Consider the following 19,702-nt stretch of genomic DNA (forward strand, 5'->3'; position numbering starts at 1 on the left):
GTCGTCGGCCGTGCGGTGCTCCTCGGTCCCGTGCCTCGAGTCGGCAACGGACCAGCCGAAACACCGAGGAGAAGTGCACAGATGAACGACGTACCCGCTCGACCGAAGCACCGGACCAGAGGCGCCGCGAGGCTGCTCCTGGGTGGGGCCTGCGCCCTGGCGATCACCGTGTCCTCGATGGCCGTGGCGACCTTCGCCCGCGCCGACCTCCCCGGATCGCCCGGGACCACCCTTAAGGCCGCTGCCGAGCGCAGCGGCCGGTACTTCGGCGCCGCCATGGGGGCGGACCGTCTCACCGACTCGGGCTTCCTGACCATCGCGAGCCGTGAGTTCGACATGATGACGGCCGTCAACGAGATGAAGCCCGACGCGACCGAGCCCAACCCGGGCCAGTTCGACTTCCAACGCGGTGACGCGATCTACAACTGGGCCACCCAGCGCGGCATGCGGTTCCGTGGTCACACCCTGGCGTGGCACGCCCAGCAGCCGAGGTTCTGGGGGAGCCTGAGCGGCAGCGCCCTGCGGAACGCGATGATCAGCCACATCAACGGGGTCATGGCCCACTACAAGGGCAAGTTCGCGTACTGGGACGTGGTGAACGAGGCGTTCGCCGAGAACGGCAGTCGGCGGTCGTCGAACCTGCAGTCCACCGGGAACGACTGGATCGAGGTCGCGTTCCGGACCGCGCGCGCCGCCGACCCGAGCGTGAAGCTGTGCTACAACGACTACAACATCGAGAACTGGACGTACGCCAAGACGCAGGGCGTCTACAACATGATCAGGGACTTCAAGTCCCGGGGCGTACCGGTCGACTGCGTGGGCCTGCAGACCCACTTCACCGGCGGCAGTTCGCTGCCCGGCAATTTCCAGCAGACCCTGTCCAGCTTCGCGGCCCTCGGTGTCGACGTGGCCTTGACCGAGGCCGACGTCACCAACGCCTCGACCAGCCAGTACCAGGGCCTCACCCAGGCCTGCATGAACGTCCCCCGCTGCGTCGGCATCACGACGTGGGGCATCCGGGACAGCGACTCCTGGCGCGGCAGCGAGAACCCGCTGCTCTTCGACCGCAACAGCAACCCCAAGGCGGCGTACACCGCCGTCCTCAACGCGCTCAACGCCGCCTCCGCCACCGTGCCGGGCACGCCGCCGACGACTGCTCCGCCGACGACTGCTCCGCCGACGACTGCTCCGCCGACGACTGCTCCGCCGACGACTGCTCCGCCGACGACTGCTCCGCCGACCACCGCCCCGCCGACGACCGCTCCGCCGACCACGCCGCCGCCGGGTGCCTGTAGCGCGACGTACCGGATGGTCAACAGCTGGAACGGTGGCTTCCAGGGCGAGGTCACGGTGGCCAACAACGGCTCCGCCACCCTCAGCGGCTGGACCGTACGGCTGACGCTGGCCAGCGGGCAGAGCATCGCCAATGTCTGGAATGGCATCAACACCGGCACCAGCGGAACGGTCAGCGTTCGTAACGCCGACTACAACGGGTCTCTCGGCGCGAACGCCTCGACCACCTTCGGTTTCCTGGTCAACGGCAGCAGCAACACCGCACCCAGCGGTCTCTCCTGCGCCAGTTGATGACCCACGACGCGTACCGGTCCCTCCGCGTCGGGACGCTGACCGGGCCCGGAGCCACCCGCTCCAGGCCCGGGCGCCGTCGTGGTCGGACCGGTACGCGACCGACGTAACCGTCCTCGCGTACCGCACCTCGTCGATAGGGAGAATGACCATGCGCAGACTTCTCGCGGTGTTCAGCGCCGCCCTGATTCTCGGCACCACAGTCGGCAGCGCTCCGGCCGGGGCATCGGGTGCGTCCCGGCCCACGTGCCCCCGTGGCCTGCTCTTCTGCGAGGACTTCGAGCGATTGCCGGCCGGCGGGGCCAGCACGGTGAACTGGGGCGTCGACACCCGCCACGGCACGCTCACCGTCGAACGTGCTCGCCGGGGCAACCAGGTGCTGCACGTCCACACGGTCGACAACGGACGTGCCTTCCTGCGCGTCGACGACTTCGCCGCGCCGGGCAACCGCTTCTACGGCCGGATGCGCCTGCGCGTCGACGCCTTCCCCACCGCCCCGGACTGGGCGCACTTCACGCTGGTCGAGGCGACCGGTAGCGGTAGCGCGGAGGTCGTGCGTCCGATCGGTGGCCAGTACGCCCCCACCGTGCCCGGCACGTTCTGGGGCATCGGCGCCGACGGCGGTCCCACCGGCGACTGGACCAACTGGCGGGAGTCCGCCCCGGTCGTCGAGGACACCTGGCAGTGCTTCGAGTGGCAGATCGACGCTGCGGACAACCGCGTCGCCGTGTGGATCGACGGCGTGGCGAACCCGGAGCTGACCGCCTCCACGAACGACCATGGCGGCAACGACGTTCCCTTCGTCCTGCCGACCGTCGACACGGTGAAGATCGGCTGGCAGCTCTACCAGGGCGGCACGACGCCGGGTGAGTTCGACCTCTGGATCGACGACATCGCCCTGTCGACCAAGCGGCTCGGCTGCTGAGCTGACGCCCCCGCAGGTGCGCGGGGGCGCTCGACGCCGGTGGTCGTGATGACAGTCGCGATCGACGTCCCGGCCGGGGTGCGGCTCCGGTGCCGCACCCCGGCCGACCTAGTCGGCTCGCCGATCTGGAGCGCGCGAGCCGTACGCCGGACCGAACACCACCAGCAGCGCCAGGTCCTCGGTCACCTCGTCGAAATGGTGCTCCTCGCCGGCCGGCACGAAGATCACCGAACCCGGGGCCACCTCGGCCGCGCCGTCCGGGGTCACGATCCGGGCCCGCCCGGCGGTGACCACGTAGATCTCATCCTCGGTGTGCGGGCTCTGATCGTCGAGACCGCCCGCCGGGATGCAGTACGTTCCCACCGACAGGTCCGGAACCCTCAGGTGTTCGACCCAGTCGTTGACGGCTCCGCCGGCTGTGGTCCACCGGCCCGCCCCTTCGATGATCTGCATTGCCGAAACCTAAGGGACGCCTCGTACCTCGGCGGAGGCGTTTCCCAGCGCCGGGCCGGTGGGGGCAGCCGCTCCGCCCGTCTCCACCGGCCGCGCCGTCACACCAGTCGGCGGCGTACCCACCAAAGCGACAGCAGGGACAGCGCGACGGTCAACGCGATCAGGAGGCCGAACTCCCGCCATTGCAGGCTCCAGAACTTCGACCCGGGCACGTAGCTCACCCTCAGGCTGAGGTTCTGTCTCTCCAGCCACCTCGGGCACGTCTCGCGGTCGTGGGGTGCCTTCGGGCCGCACTGGGTCGTGTCGGCCGGACCACTGAACTCCGCCCCGGTCGAGGTGATCGTGGTGCTCGACACGATCCAGTCGCCCCTGCGATCGGGCTCGACGTGGAGCGTCATCCGCCCCGTGTCGGGGCTCATCGAGATTCCGTACTCACCGTCCACCTCCAGAGGGCTGACCGTGGTGACCGGCTGAGCCAGCCAGGGGCGTACCACGAACGGCGCGGCGACCTGGAGGCCGACCACCAGCAGCAGGGTCACCGCCATCGCGCCGAGGGTTCGCCGTAGCAGCAGCCCGGCGGCGACACCGATCACGAAGGCCAGCGTCGCGTAGCCGATCGGCACGATTCCCCGGGCCGCGAACACCAGCGGATTCATCCGGTCGGCCGAGGCCCCGTCGATCGGCTGCGCCCACTCGGTCAGCGTCAGGCTGAGCAGGCCGGCTCCGAGAGCGGCGGCGCCACCGCCGACCGCAAGCTTGACCAGCAACCAGCGACCCCGGCTGACGGACTGGCTGAAAACCATGCGGTACGTGCCGGACTCCAGCTCCCGGGCCACCAGCGGCGCGCCCCAGAAGATGCCCACCAGGGCGGGTAGCAGGTACAGCGCCCCGATGGCGGCGATGTGGAACTCGCTCGCCCATCCCGGTTGTAGCGCCCGGAGGAAGGCTTCGCCAGCGGCCAGGCAGCCGTCACCCTGGCAGCCGGTGTACCCGGTCTGCGTGGCCAGCTCTCGCACCTCCGCCCAGGTCAGCGCCAGAGTGCCCAGGAGCACCAGCAACAGGGTGCCGGTGGCCAGGGCCGCCGTCCGGAACTGCCGCCAGGTCATCCAGATCATCGCTGTCCCTCCAGGACCCGATCCGGCCGGCTGCCGGTGGCGCCGCTCAGGTACGCCAGCACGATGTCCTCCAGGTCCAGCCGATCGACCTGCCACGACGGATCGACGATCGGCGCGGTGCTGCGTACCACCAGGGTCGACTGCACCTCGGTGTGGCTCTGCTCGATCAAGGCGTGCCCCGCGCCCAGGTCGGTGGTCGCACGCCGTTGCCCGACCAGGCGGTGGTGGGTGGCGAGCAGGTCGTCCACGTCGCCCGCCACCTGGACCCGCGAGGCGACCAGCACGATCAGGTGGTCGCAGACCCGCTCCAGGTCGGCGACCAGATGCGAGGACATCACGATGCTCATGTCCTCGTCGGCGGCCAACTCCATCAACCCCTGCAGGAAGGTGCGCCGGGCGAGCGGATCGAGTGCCGCCACCGGCTCGTCGAGCAGCAGCAGACGGGGCCGCTTCGCCGCGGCGATGGTCAGGGCCAACTGGGCGCGCTGGCCGCCGGACAGTTTGCCCGCCTTCTGCGCCGGGTCCAGGCCGATCTGGGCGATCCGCCGCCCGGCGAGCCCAGCGTCCCAGGACGGGTTGAGGTGGGCGCCCATCCGGAGGTGATCCGCGACGGACAGGTTGGCATAGACCGGGGTGTCCTGGGCGACGAACCCGACCCGCGCCGACCCGCTGACCGGCCGCGTACCGAGCACCTCGATCCGGCCCGAGGTCGGACGGAGCAACCCACAGGCCAGTTGCAGCAGAGTGGACTTGCCTGCGCCGTTGGGTCCGACCAGACCCACGACGTGACCGGACGGAATGTCCAGAGTGCACTCCTTCAACGCGAAACGCCGGCCGTACCGCTTGCTCAGACCTTCCGCGATCAGCGCACTAGTCATGCTCGGGCCTCCGAAAAGACCCGAAAGCTGCTGAGGAAGAGCGCCTCGATGCTCTCGTCGTCCAGGCCCGCATCCCGGGCCTCGTTCAGCCAGCGCGTCAGGTCCTGCCGCAGCGGCTCGTGCTTGTCCAGCGAGTCGGCGCCCAGCGTGCGGGTGACGAACGTGCCCAGCCCGGGACGGGCCACGACCAGGCCCTCGTACTCCAACTCGCGGTACGCCTTGGACACCGTGTTCGGGTTGATCGCGACCCGGGCCACCACCTCCTTGACGGTGGGTAGCTTGTCGCCCTCGTTCAGGACCCCGAGTCGGAGCGCGTGCCGCACCTGTCGGATGAGCTGCATGTACGGCGCAACCCCGGACCGCGAGTCCAGGTGAAACTCAATCACCTCGCCACCCCATTCCACTAGGTACCTAGCAGGATAGGGCTATGGACGGTCGCTTCGCTACCAAAGGCCCGAACCTCGCGCCGTGGAATCTCGACCGACCACCCGATGGGTGGGAAAGGCTGCCCTTTTGATGCCGTCTCCGGCTTGATTGCTAAATCTGAGTGATTCTCCTTTTTTGCCCAGGAATCCGCCTCACTGTGAGTACGGTGAGGTCGGGCGATCATGCAGCATGCCGCAGCGGTCGAGGCGGGCCGTCATCAGTCACGTGCCGCTCGGCGGTGCTCCCGACGGGTTGCGGCCTCGGCTGGGTCGCGTCGGCAGCCACGCACATCTGCCCGCGTTCGGCATCCACTGACCAACGAGGGAGAACAGACATGCTCGGAATCTCGCTACGTCGGCCGAAGGTCATCGCCGCAGCGCTCGCCGCCGCAACTCTGGTGACGGTGCTCGGATCGAGCACCCCAAGCGTGTTCGCGGACGGCGGCGTGCAACCAACCCCCGACGAGGGGCACCGCACCAGACCGACGATCGTCCTCGTGCACGGTGCCTGGGCCGACGGGTCAAGCTGGAATGGGGAGATCCGTAGACTCCAGGCGCGCGGTTTCGACGTCCAGGTCGCGCCGCAACCCGGCCGAGGGCCGTCGATCGACAGCGGCTACCTGAAGGACTTCCTGTCCACCATCGAAGGTCCCATCGTGCTCGCCGGCCACTCGTACGGTGGCTTCGTGATCAGCGACGCCGCCACCGGCAACAGGAACGTCAAGGCCCTCGTGTTCGTGGACGCCTTCGCGCCGGACAAGGGGGAGACCGTGGAGGAACTCACTGCGGGGTCCGGCTCGATCCTCGAGCCGGCCCTGACCGACCCCACGAGCGTCTTCCGGCTCGTGCCGTTCCCCGGTGCCCCGGAGGGCGCGGCCGACGCGTACGTCCTGCCGAAGGTGTTCATTCCCGGCTTCGCCAACGGTCTGCCCCGGCGGCAGGCGGAGGTGCTCGCCGTGACCCAGACCGCCCTGGCCACCAACGCCCTGGGTGAGCCGGCCACGGAGCCGGCGTGGAAGACGATCCCCGCCTGGGCGGTGGTCGGCACCGAGGATCTGGTCATTCCGCCGGCCCGTCAGGAGGAGATGATGAAGCGGGCGGGGGCCGACATCACCCGGATCGACGCCGGTCACCTGGGCCTGATCTCGCATCCCGACCAGGTCACCAGGGTCATTCTGGAGGCGGCCCGGACGACCGCCTGACGAGGTCTCGTGACATCGGCAGCAGCAGTGGCCGCGTGGGCCGGACCGGCCCACGCGGCCACTTCCCGACCGGCCGTGGCATCGCGCGGTGCGGTGCCACGGCCGGCCGGCGGGTCAGTTGGTCGCCTTGGCGGCGGCCTCGATCTGGTTGGTGACCGCACCCGGGTCGGTGACCATGGACAGGTGGGGGGCGTTGATCTGGATGCTGTGCGCCTTGGCCCGCTCGGACATGACGACCTGCTCGGCGGCGGGGAGGACGGCGTCCTGCTTGCCGATCACCGACCACGAGGGGATCGTCTTCCACGCCGGCTCGCCGGACTCCTCGATCAGAGCGCTGAAGGCCAGCGGACGCTGCCGGGCCGCCAGCACCGCCACGTCCTTGGCGGGAATGCTCTTGCCGGCGAACGCCGTACCGAAGACCGACGGCTTCACGTACAGGTTGACGTTGCCGGGCTCACCGGGGATCGCGACCTGGTCGAAGACGGCGGACGTGTCGCCCCCGAAGACCGAGCCCGGCACGGCCGAGGTCAGCGAGAAGACGGTGTCGTGCTGGTCCGGGATGTACGCGTCGACGTACACCAGGGCCTTGACCCGCTCGTTGCCCAGGGCGGCGTTCGTGATCACCATGCCGCCGTACGAGTGCCCGACGAGGACGATCGGCCCGGTGATGGTGTCCAGGTACGCGCGGAGGCTCGCGGCGTCGCTCGCCACACCCGTGAGCGGATTCGGCGGTACGACCACCCGGTAGCCGTCGCGCTGGAGCTTGGTGGTCACCTTGTCCCAGCTCGACCCGTCCGCCCACGCGCCGTGCACGAGCACGACCGTCGGCTTGGCCGCTGCGGGGCGCGACTGCGTGATGTGAGTCGCCGAGGCCTGCGCGGTGCCGACACCGACACCGGTCAGGGTGAGGGCGCCGATGGCCACGCCTACGGCGACGAGGCGGCGCCGGAAGGACAATTTCATGGTTTCTCCTTACTGCTGAACGAAATCGAGCAGGGCGGCGTTGACCTGGTCGGCGTGGGTCCAGGCAATGGCGTGCGGCCCGCCCTCGATGACGAGCAACCGGGCATCCCCGACGAAGGCGGGGACCCGCTGGCCGGTCACCCCGATGGGCAGCACGCGGTCCTGGTCGCCCTGGATCACGAGTACCGGCACGGCGACCTTGGCCAGGTCGTCGCGGAAGTCGGTGAGCCAGGTGGGGATGCACGCCACCGCGGCAACCGGGGACCCGGCCTCGGCCACGGCCAGACTGGCCTGGAACGCCTCGTCGCTGACCAGTGATCCGCCGTACACGTCGAAGTTGTAGAAGTTCTGCAGGAACTGCTTGAGCCACCCGTTCCGGTCCGCCCGCGCGGCCTCGATGAACCCATCGAACAACGCCTGCGGCGCGCCCTCGGGATTGTCGTCCGTCTTCAAGAGGAACGGCGGAATCGGCGACATCAGCACGGCCTTCGCGACGCGATCCGTGCCGTAGCGACCCAGGTACCGGGCGACGTCACCGGTCCCCATCGAGTGACCCACGAGAATGGCGTCGCGGACGTCCAGTGTCGTGAGGAGCACGTTCAGATCGCTGGCGAACGTGTCGTAGTCGTATCCACCGGCGGGCTGGCTGGAATCGCCCCAACCGCGCCGGTCGTACGTGATGACGCGGTACCCGGCGGCGAGCAGTGCGGCGACCTGCTTCTCCCAGGCCTGCCCGCTGAGCGGGTAGCCGTGGCTGAGCACGACCGGCGTGCCGGCGCCGTGGTCCTCGTAATGGATGTCGATCGAGTCGGCTCCCTCTGAGCCAACGCTGACATGGGGCATGCACACTCCTTGGGCTTGCGTTCCGCGCTGGGAACCCTGCCGAAGGTACGGATGTAGCGACGTTCCGGAATCACCCGAATCACGTAGTCTCCGGCGTCGTCGGCCGCCCGAAAGACAACGAGCGATGGGCGATGCGGCGGGCCCGGGAGGGGTCGCAGGCTTGGGCCGAAAAGCGAAGCCGCCACCCTTTCGTCTCTAGGATGACAATCGTGACCATGCCCGACCGCAGGCTCTCGGACGGGCCGCCGTCCCACTGCGAGTTCAAGGTCTTCGGCGGTATGGGCTGCCGGCGGGATGGCTCGGACGTCGATCTCGGCCCGGTCCGCCAGCGGGTCGTCCTCGCGAAGCTCCTCGTGGCCGGCGGTGACGCGGTCAGCCTCGACAGCATCGTCGACAGCGTCTGGGACGACCGACCTCCGGCCAGCGCCGCCAACCAGATCCACCGGCACGTCGGGAACCTCCGTCGGATTCTGGAACCGGACCTGGACGTCCGCGAGACCGGTCGTTACCTCCTACCGGCCGGTACGGGCTACCGGCTGATCCTCGCGACCGAGGCATCCGATCTGGCCATGTATCGCGAGCTGGTCCGGCGGGCCCGCGAGGCGCTGGCGAACGGGGATGCCGTGTCCGGCGTGCGGGCTTACCTGACCGCCCTGGAACTGGGCCGCAGCCCCGCGTTCACCGACCTTCCGACCGGGGCGTTGCGTTCGCCGGAGTTCGTGGCCCTCGAACGGGAGCGCGTCGCGGTGGCGCTCGCGGCGAGCGACGCCGCGATGGCCCATGGCATGGCCGACGCCGCGCTGACCCCGCTGGTGAGCGTGGCCGCCGCGGCGCCGCTGGACGAGGCACTGCAAGCGTGCCTGATGCGCGCGTACGTGGCCACCGGCCACCGGGCGGAGGCGGTGCAGGTCTTCGAGCGGACCCGTCAACGTCTCGCCGAGGAACTGGGGGTGGATGCGGGGCCCGAACTGCGGGAGGCGTATCGGGAGCTGCTCGCCAGCGGCGGGAGCTCGCCGGACGAGCTGCGTCCGCTGGAGGCTCCCCGGCCCGCGCAGCTGCCGCCGCCGGTCGCGGGCTTCGTACGACGGCACGACCTGGCCGCAGTGCTCGACGCCCTGCTCTCCGACGCGTTCAGCGACGCGACGATCGTGATCACCGTGCTCGGCGGTATGGGTGGCATCGGCAAGACCGCCCTCGCCGTGCACTGGGCCCACCAGATCGCCAACGAGTTTCCCGATGGCCAGTTGTTCCTCGACCTGCGGGGCCTGGACCCGGACGGACGGGTCATGTCATCGCAGGAGGCGCTCGCCACGCTGCTCGCGTCACTGGGCGAGCCGGCGGTCTCGTCACCGCAGGAGAACGTCGACGCTCAGGCCGCTCGTTATCGCAGTAGCCTCGCCGGTCGTCGCGTTCTGATCCTCCTCGACAACGCCCGCGACTCCGAGCAGGTCCGTCCCCTGCTGCCGGCCTCCCGAGGCTGTCTGGTCATCGTGACCAGCCGCCACCGGATGACGAGCCTGGTCACCCGGGAGGGGGCACGTTACCTGCAGGTCGACCGGCTGACCGGGGCCGAGTCCCGGCAGCTTCTGATCAATCGTCTCGGCACCCGCCGCGCCACCATGGACCCGGCTTCGCTCGACAAGGTCATCAGCCTCTGTGCCGGGCTGCCGCTCGCGCTGGCGATCGTCGCCGCCCGCGTGGCGCTCAACCCGGCCCTGCCCATGAGCGCTGTCGTCAACGCCGTGTCGGCCCCGTCAGCCAGACTCGACGCGTTGTCCAGCGCGGACCCGTCAGACGATGTCCGGTCGGTGTTCTCGTGGTCGTACCGCGCTCTCGATCCATCGGCAGCGCAGGTGTTCCGTGCTCTCGCCGTCCATCCGGGTCCGGGCGTCTCGCTGGAGTCGATGGCGAGCGTCGCCGGGGTCAGTCGGGCCAGGGCCCGCACGCTGCTCACGGAACTGGTGACCGCGAACCTGCTCGACGAGGCGCAGTCCGGGCGGTATTTCCTGCACGACCTGCTGCGAGCCTACGCGGGTGAGCTTCTCGACGAGGATCGGGAGCGACCGGAGTACGAGCGACGTCTCGTCATGCACTACCTGCACTCGGCCCGGGCCGCCTACGCAAGGCACCACCGGCAGCCGGTCGGCGCCGCCACCGGGACGCCACCGGACGTGACGCCCGAGTCGTTCGACAGCGTGTCCCAGGCTGCCGCCTGGTACGCCCGCGAACGGCCAGCGCTGTGGGCGACGATCGATCTGGCCCTCGCGCACGGCCTGGCGAGCGACGCGGCGGCAATGGTCCTCGCGGCCTCGGCGCCGGGCAGCAACTCCATCCCCGCCGGCCGGACACCGACCGTACTCGCGATCCTCGAACTGGCCGGCGCACTCGGCGAGCCGCTGACGGAGGCCGAGCTTCTTCGTACCGTCGGTGAGGTCTTCGCCCCGCTGCCACCGGCCGACGAATACCTCCGTCGAGCCCTGGCCATCTTCGAAGGCGCCGGAGACCTCGCCGGTCAGGCCGACGTCCTGCGAAACCTGGCCGTGCTCTCGTCGTCGCGTGGCGACCACGACGCCGCAAACGCGTACGGCGAACGCTCGGTGGCTCTCGCTCGGCGGACGGAGCGTCAGGAACTGCTCGCCGTCTCGCTGCTGACACTCGCGCGAGCGCGCCTCGGTTCGGGTCGGTTCGACGACGGCCTACGGATCGCGGACGAGGGGTTGGCCATCGCGATGGTGCAGCACCTCAATCACCTGAACGTCCGCTACGCGCAGCTCCTCGCTGAATCGTCCTGGAAACTCGGCCAGCTTGAGCGGGCGGTGACGATCTCGGAGTGGGGATTGGCCGAAGGCGTCAGTGAGTCGAACGGCCCCCGCTGCGCCGTCGCGGCGATCCTCGCGCGCGCCGCGTTCGACCTCGACGACCGGGCCCGCGCGGAACAGGGCTGCCAGCGGTTCGAGGGCCTGATCGCCGACAACGGCTTCCGGGAACTCATCGAGTTCGCCGGCATCGAGGACGCCGAGACGTACCGAACCATGGTCGCGTACGTCCGGGCCCGGCTGAGTCTGCTGAACGACGCGTCGTGAGCGGGTAGGGCGCGAGCACTCAGTCTGCACTCGTCGCGCACAGCGGTGCGTTCGGATGGTCGTCGAGACCCCGAACCCCTCGCCCGAGGAGCACGATGCACTGCCCCGTAGCCGAATCCGCCCGCGTCCTTCCAGATGCGGCACTGACCCCCCGACCGGCACTGACCCCCCGACAGGCACAGATCGCCCTGCTGGTGGCGGCCGGGTCCACCAACATCGAGATCGCGAGACACCTGGTCATCAGCCCCCACACCGTCAAACACCATCTGCGCGGAGTGTTCCATCGGCTGAACGTCGCGTCCCGCCGCGAACTGCGCGGCAGGCTGAGCCACCGCGGCACGACCGATCGCCTCGCCCAGAGCCGTCGCCTGACCACTCAGGAGCGCGACATCGCACGACGGGTCTCGGACGGCGCGTCCAACCGGGAGGTGGCGGCACAGCTGTTCATCAGCCCGAGCACGGTGGACTATCACCTCCGCAAGATCTTCCGGAAGCTCGACATCACCTCACGCCGAGAACTGGCCGATCGCCCTCGTCTCTGACGCTCCCCGGTCTGCGCGTCGGCACGTGGTACACGTGTCGCGGGGCCCGACGGCGAGGAGTCAGCGCTGGTCCCAGCGTCCGACGTTCGCTCCCCATCCGGACGGCGCTGCCAGACGAAGCTCATCTCGACTCAGCACCTCCAGATCGGCCGCTCGCCCCTTGACGACCCGGGTGTCGAAGGTGAACCGCACGCTGGTGCCGTCCGCGAAGGAGACCGTGACGTGGGTGTCGGGCCCGGCCGGGTGGTTGTCCAGCCATTGCACGTGGACGACCTCGGCCGTCAGCGTGCCGTCCGGGCGCACCAACGCGAATCCCTCGAGGTCACCCTGGGCGACATCCGGATGGAACCGTCGGTGCAGCTCCGTCCGCCGCTGCTCGCGCCAGCGCCGTCGCGGGTCGGTGTCCGCCATGCAGCGCATTCTGCAACGGGCGTCACAACCGCGGAAACCGGTGTACGAGCATCCGGCGGCCATTCGGTCGGCCGCGCGATCGGACCCCGAACGACACGCGCCGCCCGGGACAGAATCCGGGCGGCGCGTTCCCGACAGGTGGTGGGCGATGCCCTAGGTACGCGTGCTCCACTGCTGGTTGGCGCCGCCGTGGCAGGCCCAGAGGTGCAGTTGTGTCCCGTTGGCCGTGCCGGAACTGACGGCGTCCAGGCAGAGCCCCGACTGGGCGGAGGTGATGGTGCCGTTGGAGTTGACGTTCCACTGCTGGTTCGACTGGCCGTTGCAGTCCCAGATGATGACTGCGGTGCCGTTGCTGCTGCCGCCTCCGCTGGCGTCCAGGCACTTGTTGCCGTAGACGGTCAGGGTGCGGTTGGCGGTCCGGGTCCATCGCTGGTTGGCGCCGCCGTGGCAGTCGTACAGCTGTGCGCGGGCGCCGTTGGTCGTGCTCGAGTTGGGAATGTCGACGCAGCGGCCGGACTGGCTGCCCACGATCAGCACGTTCTGCTGGCTGGGCGGCGGGGTGGACGGCGGGGGCGTCGACGGCGGGGGAGTGGTGGGCGGCGTGCCGCCCCCGAACTGCGCGAAGAAGTTCCACACCTCCTGCTTGACCCAGCTCCGCGCGCCGCTCTCACAGCCCGCACACCCGTCCACCGGGCCCTGCTGGTGCCCGCCGTCGAACGCGGCCCAGAGCACCGGATATCCGGGCTGGCAGGAGTAGGCGGTGGTGATGTGGGTGCGGCTGCCGGCCGCGGGTTCGGGTGGGTTCTGCGCGGCGCATCCGTTGTTGCGGACGAACCTGTCACGCAACGCCCGGCCGTTCGGGATGTTGTCGTTGATGCCGTGGATCCCCAGGTATGCCACGGGCTGGGTGCCGCCGCTGCATCCGCTGATCGGTCCCGGTGCCGCGATGGCCGCGACCGCCCGGAACACCGTCGGCCGGGAACACGCCAGCGAGTAGCTCATCGCTCCGCCGTAGCTGAACCCGACCGAGAAGAGTTGCGTCGTGTCGACGCAGAGGGCGTTCTCAATCACGCGGACCATGTCGTCGGTGAAGGTGACGTCCTCACCGTTGGCGTTGCCCCAGCCGTTGTTGAGGCCCTGCGGGGCGACGAAGATCGTGGTGTTGTTCGCCTGGGAGAGCATGCCGTAGTAGGCCCACGGCGCGCCGTCGGTTCCGCCCGACGCGACCTGGCTGGCGGTGCCGCCCAGCCAGTGGAAGCCGAAGGCGAGCCGGTGGGCGTAGGTGTTGTTGTAGCTGTCGGGCAGCCGAAGGATGAAGCTCCGGCTCTTCCCGCCGCTCTGGATGGTGTGGGTGCCGCTGGTTAGTCCCGGCGCCTTGCCGCAGCCGGCGGTGGTGGCCGCGGCTGCCGGAGTGACATTCGTGACGATGTACGTTCCGACGGCGATCAGGACCAGGACCGCCATGGCGGCCCCTATCCAGGGGGCGGACAGTCTGCGAGGTGGCACAGCTGGATCTCCTTGTTCGGGTGGAAGGGTGTGCGACGATCGCGCGCCCCGTCACCGTCGGTCACCCCGTTCACCGGGCTCGCCGCCGAGAAACCCTGAAGACGTGAGGTGACCGCGAGGACGGCCGGCTCGGGCCACGGCTGCCCGTCACCGGTCTCGCCGCCGTGCGGGACCGGGCTGCCGTCGAATCGTCGGTGGTCACAACGTTCGCCCGAACACCACGCGACCGGCCGTCGGAGGATGCCGGAGCATCCGATCCGCGGTCGAACCGATTCGCCCCGACGCTAGATCAAGCAATGAAATGTGTCAATGTAACGACCGGAGGGTCGGGGGTCCGTCCGTGACCGCAAAACGGGGCATCGCGGCGTTGCGAGGGTTGCCGGCCGGTAGGGCGTCAGCGGATTCCCATGGTCTGGAAGTCGGGCTCGATGACGGCGACGACGCGTTCGTGCTCGCGCGGGTAGGTCCCGTCGGTGTACTTGGCGACGATGCGGTCGATGATCGACCAGCCGGCGTCGCCGTCGATCCAGGCGACGACGCGGCCGCGTACGGCGACCGGGGTGAACGGGTCGTCGGCCGGTGCGATGGACAACGCAAGGCGCGGATCGCGTCGTAGGTTACGCGCCTTACGTTTATCCGGCCCGGTGAATATGACGATGTGTTCGCCGTGCGTGCCGACGTAGACGGGCGTGGCGTGCGGTGAGCCGTCCGGTAGGACGGTGGCGAGGTGGGCGATCGGTGCTTCGTCGAGCACGCGGCGGATGTCGGCATGCAGCATGGTTGTTTCCCCTGGTCTGGCGGTCAGCGATCGTGGTGGGTGCGCCAGGCGACGTAGTCGGCCACCGCGGTGGTGACGTCGAAGGCCGGCTTGAACCCGGTGTCGGCGCTGAGCCGGGAGATGTCGAGGTAGGGATCGCGCCCGGGGCCGGTCCGGCGTCCGTCGACCACGTCGAGCCGTGCGCGCGGAACGCTCGCGCGCACGGCGTCGACAAGCTGCCCGTTGGTGAAGGGCTGGCCGCTGGAGACGTTGTAGACGTCGTGGGCGAGGGTGTCGGCGGTGATGAGCATGGCGATCGCGCGCCCGGCGTCTGGCGCGTAACAGAAGTCCCCGCCGTCGTGGGCGTGCACCGCCGCCGGGCGTTCCCCGCGCAGCACGGCGCTGATGTAGGGCGGGATCGCGTTGAAGGGTGTCGCCGGGTCCATGAGCGGTCCCCAGGTGCTGCCGATGCGGAGCACGACCGCCTCGGTGCCGGTGCCCTGTAGGGCGTTCGTGGTGAGTGGTTCGACCGCCTTCTTGAACGCGATGATCGGGTGTGGTGCCGGTGCTGTGGGCAGGGCCAGGTCCTCGTGCCAGGGGACCTCACTGCGGCCCAGGTAGGAGCCGAGACTGCCGGCAACGGCAAAGCGCCGCACACGCCAGGCGCGTGCGGCGTCGAGCATGGTGAGCAGGCTGGCGGTGTCCGCACGGAGGTACGCCACCCGATCCTCGCCGGGGATGCTGCCGGCGAGGTGGATGATGTCGGTGATCCGGTACCGATCGCCGAGGGCGGACACCGCGGCGGCGTCGGTGACGTCGAGTCGTTCGACGATGACGTCGTGGGGCAGGAACGACGGGCGCTCGGTTCGCCGGTGGGCGGTCGCGACGACGCTGTGCCCGAGGTCCGTCAGGGCGCGCGCGGTCTGGGCGCCGATCATGCCGAGGCCACCGGTCACGAGGATCACCGGACCACCTCGTAGTGCAGGTGGGTCACGCCCGGCGCGGCGACGGCCTCGATCAGACGAAGCTCGACCGGCGCGGACAGCGTCTGGAAGTACGGCCGGCCGACGCCCAGCAGCACCGGCCGCTGGTGCAGGATCAGCTCGTCGACCAGCCCCGCGGCCAGCGCGGCGGTGGTCACTCCGCCCCCCATGAGGGCCACGTCCTTGTCGCCGGCCAGGCGGCGGGCCGTGTCGACGGCCTCCTCGATGCCACTGGTCACCAGAGTCTGGCGGGGATGCTCGGCGGGCAGCGATCGGTGGCTGAGCACCACGAGCGGCGCGTCGGGGTGCGGGGTGCCGCCGTTGTCCCAGCCGGAGTCGTCGTAGGTGTTGCGCCCGGCCAGGCTCGCCCCCACCCGGGCCGCGGCCTCGTCGAAGACGCGGGCGCTGGCAGCGCTCAGCCGGAAACCGTCGAAGACCGCGCTCGGGGTGTCGCCGTCGAAGTACCAGTCGAACAGCATGCCGCCGTCACCGAGGCCGCGTCGGGGTCCCGGGTCACGACCGGTGATGTATCCGTCGACCGAGACCGACAGGGCTGCGAGGACCTTGCTCATGTATCGCCTCTCACTCGTCGCGAGACCGGATAGGTGCCGGCCCGCCACGGGGGACGTTATCGAGCGACGCGCTTGCCGGTCTTGAACGAATCGCGCACCGTCACGTGGTCTGCGTGCCCACCGACGTGCACTCTCTCGGGCGGTCGAGCCGCGAGGAACGGCGCGTACGACGCGGTGTGGTCGTGCCCGCACGAGCACCGGCCGACCTCTGCGCCGAGTAGTCCGGCCGGCGTCAGCCCGCTGAGACGCCGCACCTCCCGACTCAGGTGGGCCTGATCCGCGTACCCCGCATCGACGGCGAGTCCCGCCATCCCGTCGGTCCCGCGCCGTCCGGCCGCCGTGGTGCCCGACTGCGCCAACGCCAGGAAACCCTGGAACCGCAGCGTCCGCTGCAACGACTTCGGACCCGTTCCCACCGCCCACACGCAGCGGCGACGGAACTGACTGACCGACAGTCCGAGGTGGTCGGCGACGACGCCGATCTCGCGCGGCGCCCAGGGCATGAGCATGCGCACCGCCGCGCGAACGAGGGGATCCCTGCCGGACGTCCGGGTGCGGCGCAGCAGGAATTCCTGCAGGACGAGGAGCCCCGCCCGAGGCGTGACGGCGGTGGCAATGGCCTCGCCGAGCCGGTCCACCCACCGGTGACCGAGGTCGTCCAGCGCGACCTGCCGGTCCAGCAGGTCCCCGACGCCACCAGGTATCAGAACGGGTGCCCCCGGCTGGAATCGGACGCCCAGCAGGGTCGTCGACGCGGGGATCACCTCGACCCGGGGTCCGGTCAACGGGCCGAGCAGGCGCGGCTCTCCGCCGAGCGGCCAGTGCAGCTCCGCGCCACCGGTGGGCAGGTGCCGCTGCAGGTAGGGCGCCGTCCCGGTGGTCTGCACCCACACGGTCCGAAGGTGGTCGACCAGCCCTGGCAGCGGGGCAAGCTCAACGTAGGACCCGTCTCCGGTCACGCGCGGACCTGATCCCCGTCGGAGGCGAGGGCCCCCTCCACCGCGTCCGCTGCCGCTCGACGGCCGCCGGCCGCCCGTACCGTCGCCGATGCGGTACGCAGACGCTCACGGATCGTCGGATCGTGCGGGAGGTCGCGGATGCGGGCCTCGACGTCGCTGCTCGGACCAGCACCGTTCGACAGGTTCACCCCGAGACCGAGAGCCTCGACCCGTGCCGCGACGACGTGCTGTTCACTGGTACGCGGCGCGCACACCATCGGAACGCCGAACCAGAGGGACTCCATGACGCTGCCCATCCCGGCGTGCGTGACGAACAGGTCGGCCTGCGCCAACGCGGCGAGCTGGTCGACGTGCTCGTGGGCTTCGACCCGGTCGGGCAGCGTCCCGAGAGCGGCGATCGGGAGCCCGCCGGTGGACACGAGCACCCGGCGGTTGGGCGCCGCGGCGGCCGCTGCTCGGATCAGTGGCCGTAGCGCCTCGGGCTCGGCCGCCGCGGTGCCCGCGCTCACGTAGACGAGGCGCTCGTACGCTGCCGGGCCGGTGCCGAGCCGCAAGCGCAGGCACGGCCCGACGAAGTGGTGGTCCGAGCCGAATTCGTCTCCGTTCCACTGAAACCACCGTGGAAGGAACGCGATCGATCGCCGCTCGCGTGCCTCGGCCAGGTCGCGTACGGTGCCACGCTCCAGTCCCCAGCGCGCGGAGAACTGGTCGAGCTGGTCCTGCAACGGGGTGAAGGCGGGATGTGCGGGGTCGAGGACGCTCATCTGCCCCGTGGCGGCGGCCAACGACCACGCCGGCCCCTGCGCGAAGGACGGAAACATCGCCACCGCCGGCCGATTCAGCAACTGCGCCAGCGCACGGCCGGCCGGATGCGCGGCCCGATCGTAGAGCAGGACGTCGGGGACGTCGCCGCGCAGGACGGTGATGATCTGGGGTACGACGGCGGCTGCCTCCGCCACGAGCACGAACGGGAGCCACACCGCGAAGTCGGTCGGCGGCACCGCCGACGACGGGCGCGTGACAAGCGTGGACTCGTACGTCACGACGTCCGCGCCGACACGTCGCGCGGCGGGTGCCGCGACGTCCGGGGCGAGACAGGTGACCCGGTGTCCGCGGGCCCGCAGCTCCTCGATGACGTCGAGCACGGGCAACAGGTGACCAGTGGCACCGACCGCGAGGACGGCGACGTGCGCACCGGCCTTCGTGCTCATGCGCGCAGCCCGTGCCGGGCGGTGTACCAGAAGAACCAGGACAGCAGGCCCGCGAGCATGACGACGTACTGCACGTTGGTGAGCGTCGCGACCGCGTCCAGGTCGATCACTGACGCGATGGCGACGCGGACCACGGCGTCCAGCATCAGCACGACGCCGACCACCACGCTCACCAGGCGCAGTCGGCGCCGGAAGACGGGATCGTCGGTCCAGCGTCGCTGCCACGCGGCAGCGCCAGCATCACCGACCTTCGCCGTGGCGATGGCCGTGCCGAGGTGCAGCATGAACGGCCGCTTCATGGCCAGCGACAGCAGCACCCACGCGCCGAGCAGGCCGGTGAGCCAGCCGTCCTTGACGTACAGCAACCGGGCGTCCCCGGTGACCACGCTCAGCGCGCCGCCGGCCAGGAAGAGGCTGACGACGACGAGGCCCGCGACGTCGATCCGCCGGCTGCGGGCGGCGACCAGGGCGGCGTTGGCCGCGGGGACCGCCCCGGCGGCGAGGGTGGCGGCCAGCACGTCGGCGCCCAGGGCGCGAAGCGCGTAGTAGACGAGCAGGGGCAGGGCCACGTCGACGAGGATTCGTCCGACCAGAGCGCGGCGCGCGTCCTGTTCCGGACGCCCGGCGGCAGTCGGCGTCGGCTGGGTGTCGTTCCTGACCGGCCTCACCGAAGCACCTCCCCACGATCCCTCGTGGCCGGCTCGGCGGCGATCGCTCGGTCGAAGAGCGCGCACAACTCCTCCGCGTAGGCGGCCAGGTCCAACCCTGCACCGCTGGCGAACCGCTCGACGGCGGCGTCGACGGCGGCACGGACCGTCACCGCCATCACCACCGGGTCGAACGTGCGCAGTTCCCCGGACTCCTGGCCGGCGACGAACAGGTGCGCCAGCAGCATCACCGGTACGTCCTCGCGACCATCCCCATCCGCCGTGTCCCTGGGCAGGTTGCGGACGATCTCGACGGCCGCGCGGGCGTACGCCGGTCGTTCGCCCAGGAAGCGGAAGTTCGAGCGGAGGTACGCGGCGAGCTTGCCGCGTGCCGTCGACTCAGCCTCGATCGCCGGGACCATGACCTGTTGCGCCCGGCCGACGATGTGGCGCAACGCCGCGGCGACCAACTCCTGCTTGGTGTCGTAGTGGTACGTGATGAGCCGCGTGCTGCTGAGTCGCGCCGTCTCGACGATCCGCGCGAACGTCGCCCCGGCGAAGCCGTGTTCGGCCAGCAACTCGACGAACGCCTCCAGAATCTGCGTCTTTCGATCGACCCCCGGTGTTATCTGCATAGATAAAA

20 protein-coding genes are annotated in these 19,702 nt (G+C 70.2%); 5 read left to right on the plus strand and 15 right to left on the minus strand.

What is annotated here, in order from left to right; genetic code table 11:
- Window positions 1-81: 81 nt before the first annotated feature.
- Entirely contained in the window at window positions 82-1,584 is a 1,503-nt protein-coding gene (locus ABZ272_RS01255) for an endo-1,4-beta-xylanase (protein ID WP_355047868.1), read from the plus strand.
- A 151-nt stretch (window positions 1,585-1,735) separates the two neighbouring features.
- Window positions 1,736-2,509: a hypothetical protein gene (locus tag ABZ272_RS01260; RefSeq protein ID WP_355047869.1), complete on the plus strand. Its 774-nt coding sequence runs from the start codon at window positions 1,736-1,738 to the stop codon at window positions 2,507-2,509.
- A 108-nt stretch (window positions 2,510-2,617) separates the two neighbouring features.
- Here ABZ272_RS01260 and ABZ272_RS01265 read toward each other — a convergent pair whose 3' ends face one another.
- The 4 genes from ABZ272_RS01265 to ABZ272_RS01280 all read right to left on the minus strand — a co-directional run bounded on the left by ABZ272_RS01265 (window position 2,618) and on the right by ABZ272_RS01280 (window position 5,341).
- Window positions 2,618-2,962: a cupin domain-containing protein gene (locus tag ABZ272_RS01265; protein ID WP_355047870.1), complete on the minus strand. Its 345-nt coding sequence runs from the start codon at window positions 2,960-2,962 to the stop codon at window positions 2,618-2,620.
- Window positions 2,963-3,060: 98 nt separating this feature from the next.
- Window positions 3,061-4,077, minus strand: a complete 1,017-nt coding sequence (locus ABZ272_RS01270) for a hypothetical protein (protein ID WP_355047871.1) — start codon at window positions 4,075-4,077, stop codon at window positions 3,061-3,063.
- A complete protein-coding gene (locus ABZ272_RS01275) occupies window positions 4,074-4,955 on the minus strand; it encodes an ABC transporter ATP-binding protein (RefSeq protein ID WP_355047872.1) in 882 nt (293 codons plus the stop codon). Before ABZ272_RS01275 ends, ABZ272_RS01270 begins: the two co-directional genes overlap by 4 nt.
- A complete protein-coding gene (locus ABZ272_RS01280) occupies window positions 4,952-5,341 on the minus strand; it encodes a GntR family transcriptional regulator (RefSeq protein WP_355047873.1) in 390 nt (129 codons plus the stop codon). The genes ABZ272_RS01275 and ABZ272_RS01280 overlap by 4 nt, the downstream gene beginning before the upstream one ends.
- A gap of 374 nt (window positions 5,342-5,715) precedes the next feature.
- Here ABZ272_RS01280 and ABZ272_RS01285 point away from each other — a divergent pair, with 374 nt between their 5' ends.
- Window positions 5,716-6,582: an alpha/beta hydrolase gene (locus tag ABZ272_RS01285; RefSeq protein ID WP_355047874.1), complete on the plus strand. Its 867-nt coding sequence runs from the start codon at window positions 5,716-5,718 to the stop codon at window positions 6,580-6,582.
- A gap of 114 nt (window positions 6,583-6,696) precedes the next feature.
- Here ABZ272_RS01285 and ABZ272_RS01290 read toward each other — a convergent pair whose 3' ends face one another.
- Both ABZ272_RS01290 and ABZ272_RS01295 read right to left on the minus strand, forming a co-directional pair.
- A complete protein-coding gene (locus ABZ272_RS01290) occupies window positions 6,697-7,545 on the minus strand; it encodes an alpha/beta hydrolase (protein ID WP_355047875.1) in 849 nt (282 codons plus the stop codon).
- 9 nt (window positions 7,546-7,554) lie between these two features.
- The gene (locus tag ABZ272_RS01295) at window positions 7,555-8,388 is read right to left on the minus strand and encodes an alpha/beta hydrolase (RefSeq protein ID WP_355047876.1); all 834 of its coding nucleotides are present in this window, start codon (window positions 8,386-8,388) and stop codon (window positions 7,555-7,557) included.
- 215 nt (window positions 8,389-8,603) lie between these two features.
- Here ABZ272_RS01295 and ABZ272_RS01300 point away from each other — a divergent pair, with 215 nt between their 5' ends.
- Complete coding sequence (locus tag ABZ272_RS01300) at window positions 8,604-11,471, plus strand: BTAD domain-containing putative transcriptional regulator (protein WP_355048243.1); 2,868 nt, start codon at window positions 8,604-8,606, stop codon at window positions 11,469-11,471.
- 95 nt (window positions 11,472-11,566) lie between these two features.
- Window positions 11,567-12,013 carry a helix-turn-helix transcriptional regulator gene (locus ABZ272_RS01305; RefSeq protein ID WP_355047877.1) on the plus strand — a complete coding sequence of 149 codons (447 nt, stop codon included), beginning with the start codon at window positions 11,567-11,569 and terminating at the stop codon, window positions 12,011-12,013.
- Window positions 12,014-12,073: 60 nt separating this feature from the next.
- On the opposite strand, the gene ABZ272_RS01310 is transcribed toward ABZ272_RS01305, so the two are convergent.
- The 9 genes from ABZ272_RS01310 to ABZ272_RS01350 all read right to left on the minus strand — a co-directional run bounded on the left by ABZ272_RS01310 (window position 12,074) and on the right by ABZ272_RS01350 (window position 19,694).
- Entirely contained in the window at window positions 12,074-12,424 is a 351-nt protein-coding gene (locus tag ABZ272_RS01310) for a hypothetical protein (RefSeq protein ID WP_355047878.1), read from the minus strand.
- A 153-nt stretch (window positions 12,425-12,577) separates the two neighbouring features.
- A complete protein-coding gene (locus ABZ272_RS01315) occupies window positions 12,578-13,888 on the minus strand; it encodes a ricin-type beta-trefoil lectin domain protein (RefSeq protein ID WP_355047879.1) in 1,311 nt (436 codons plus the stop codon).
- A 436-nt stretch (window positions 13,889-14,324) separates the two neighbouring features.
- The gene (locus ABZ272_RS01320; RefSeq protein WP_355047880.1) at window positions 14,325-14,708 is read right to left on the minus strand and encodes a TIGR03618 family F420-dependent PPOX class oxidoreductase; all 384 of its coding nucleotides are present in this window, start codon (window positions 14,706-14,708) and stop codon (window positions 14,325-14,327) included.
- A gap of 23 nt (window positions 14,709-14,731) precedes the next feature.
- Window positions 14,732-15,652 (minus strand): NAD(P)-dependent oxidoreductase, encoded by a 921-nt coding sequence (locus ABZ272_RS01325; RefSeq protein ID WP_355047881.1) that lies wholly within the window; start codon window positions 15,650-15,652, stop codon window positions 14,732-14,734.
- Entirely contained in the window at window positions 15,649-16,242 is a 594-nt protein-coding gene (locus ABZ272_RS01330; RefSeq protein WP_355047882.1) for a dihydrofolate reductase family protein, read from the minus strand. The genes ABZ272_RS01325 and ABZ272_RS01330 overlap by 4 nt, the downstream gene beginning before the upstream one ends.
- Before the next feature lie 56 nt (window positions 16,243-16,298).
- Window positions 16,299-17,201 (minus strand): helix-turn-helix domain-containing protein, encoded by a 903-nt coding sequence (locus tag ABZ272_RS01335; protein WP_355047883.1) that lies wholly within the window; start codon window positions 17,199-17,201, stop codon window positions 16,299-16,301.
- Complete coding sequence (locus ABZ272_RS01340) at window positions 17,198-18,412, minus strand: nucleotide disphospho-sugar-binding domain-containing protein (RefSeq protein WP_355047884.1); 1,215 nt, start codon at window positions 18,410-18,412, stop codon at window positions 17,198-17,200. Before ABZ272_RS01340 ends, ABZ272_RS01335 begins: the two co-directional genes overlap by 4 nt.
- Window positions 18,409-19,080 (minus strand): VC0807 family protein, encoded by a 672-nt coding sequence (locus ABZ272_RS01345; RefSeq protein ID WP_355047885.1) that lies wholly within the window; start codon window positions 19,078-19,080, stop codon window positions 18,409-18,411. The genes ABZ272_RS01340 and ABZ272_RS01345 overlap by 4 nt, the downstream gene beginning before the upstream one ends.
- On the minus strand, window positions 19,077-19,694 hold the full coding sequence (locus tag ABZ272_RS01350; protein WP_355047886.1) for a TetR/AcrR family transcriptional regulator: 618 nt from the start codon (window positions 19,692-19,694) through the stop codon (window positions 19,077-19,079). The genes ABZ272_RS01345 and ABZ272_RS01350 overlap by 4 nt, the downstream gene beginning before the upstream one ends.
- Between the last annotated feature and the right edge of the window lie 8 nt (window positions 19,695-19,702).

This window comes from Micromonospora sp. NPDC005979 (assembly GCF_040614415.1).
Classification (GTDB): domain Bacteria; phylum Actinomycetota; class Actinomycetes; order Mycobacteriales; family Micromonosporaceae; genus Micromonospora.

Bases quoted from the DNA above. Each gene is read 5' to 3' on its own strand.
- ABZ272_RS01275 (WP_355047872.1), bottom strand. From the start codon at position 4,955: ATGACTAGTGCGCTGATCGCGGAAGGTCTGAGCAAGCGGTACGGCCGG.
- ABZ272_RS01300 (WP_355048243.1), top strand. From the start codon at position 8,604: ATGCCCGACCGCAGGCTCTCGGACGGGCCGCCGTCCCACTGCGAGTTC.
- ABZ272_RS01340 (WP_355047884.1), bottom strand. From the start codon at position 18,412: ATGAGCACGAAGGCCGGTGCGCACGTCGCCGTCCTCGCGGTCGGTGCC.
- ABZ272_RS01305 (WP_355047877.1), top strand. From the start codon at position 11,567: ATGCACTGCCCCGTAGCCGAATCCGCCCGCGTCCTTCCAGATGCGGCA.
- ABZ272_RS01310 (WP_355047878.1), bottom strand. From the start codon at position 12,424: ATGGCGGACACCGACCCGCGACGGCGCTGGCGCGAGCAGCGGCGGACG.
- ABZ272_RS01330 (WP_355047882.1), bottom strand. From the start codon at position 16,242: ATGAGCAAGGTCCTCGCAGCCCTGTCGGTCTCGGTCGACGGATACATC.
- ABZ272_RS01270 (WP_355047871.1), bottom strand. From the start codon at position 4,077: ATGATCTGGATGACCTGGCGGCAGTTCCGGACGGCGGCCCTGGCCACC.
- ABZ272_RS01295 (WP_355047876.1), bottom strand. From the start codon at position 8,388: ATGCCCCATGTCAGCGTTGGCTCAGAGGGAGCCGACTCGATCGACATC.
- ABZ272_RS01315 (WP_355047879.1), bottom strand. From the start codon at position 13,888: ATGGCGGTCCTGGTCCTGATCGCCGTCGGAACGTACATCGTCACGAAT.
- ABZ272_RS01290 (WP_355047875.1), bottom strand. From the start codon at position 7,545: ATGAAATTGTCCTTCCGGCGCCGCCTCGTCGCCGTAGGCGTGGCCATC.
- ABZ272_RS01320 (WP_355047880.1), bottom strand. From the start codon at position 14,708: ATGCTGCATGCCGACATCCGCCGCGTGCTCGACGAAGCACCGATCGCC.
- ABZ272_RS01285 (WP_355047874.1), top strand. From the start codon at position 5,716: ATGCTCGGAATCTCGCTACGTCGGCCGAAGGTCATCGCCGCAGCGCTC.
- ABZ272_RS01350 (WP_355047886.1), bottom strand. From the start codon at position 19,694: ATGCAGATAACACCGGGGGTCGATCGAAAGACGCAGATTCTGGAGGCG.
- ABZ272_RS01260 (WP_355047869.1), top strand. From the start codon at position 1,736: ATGCGCAGACTTCTCGCGGTGTTCAGCGCCGCCCTGATTCTCGGCACC.
- ABZ272_RS01255 (WP_355047868.1), top strand. From the start codon at position 82: ATGAACGACGTACCCGCTCGACCGAAGCACCGGACCAGAGGCGCCGCG.
- ABZ272_RS01265 (WP_355047870.1), bottom strand. From the start codon at position 2,962: ATGCAGATCATCGAAGGGGCGGGCCGGTGGACCACAGCCGGCGGAGCC.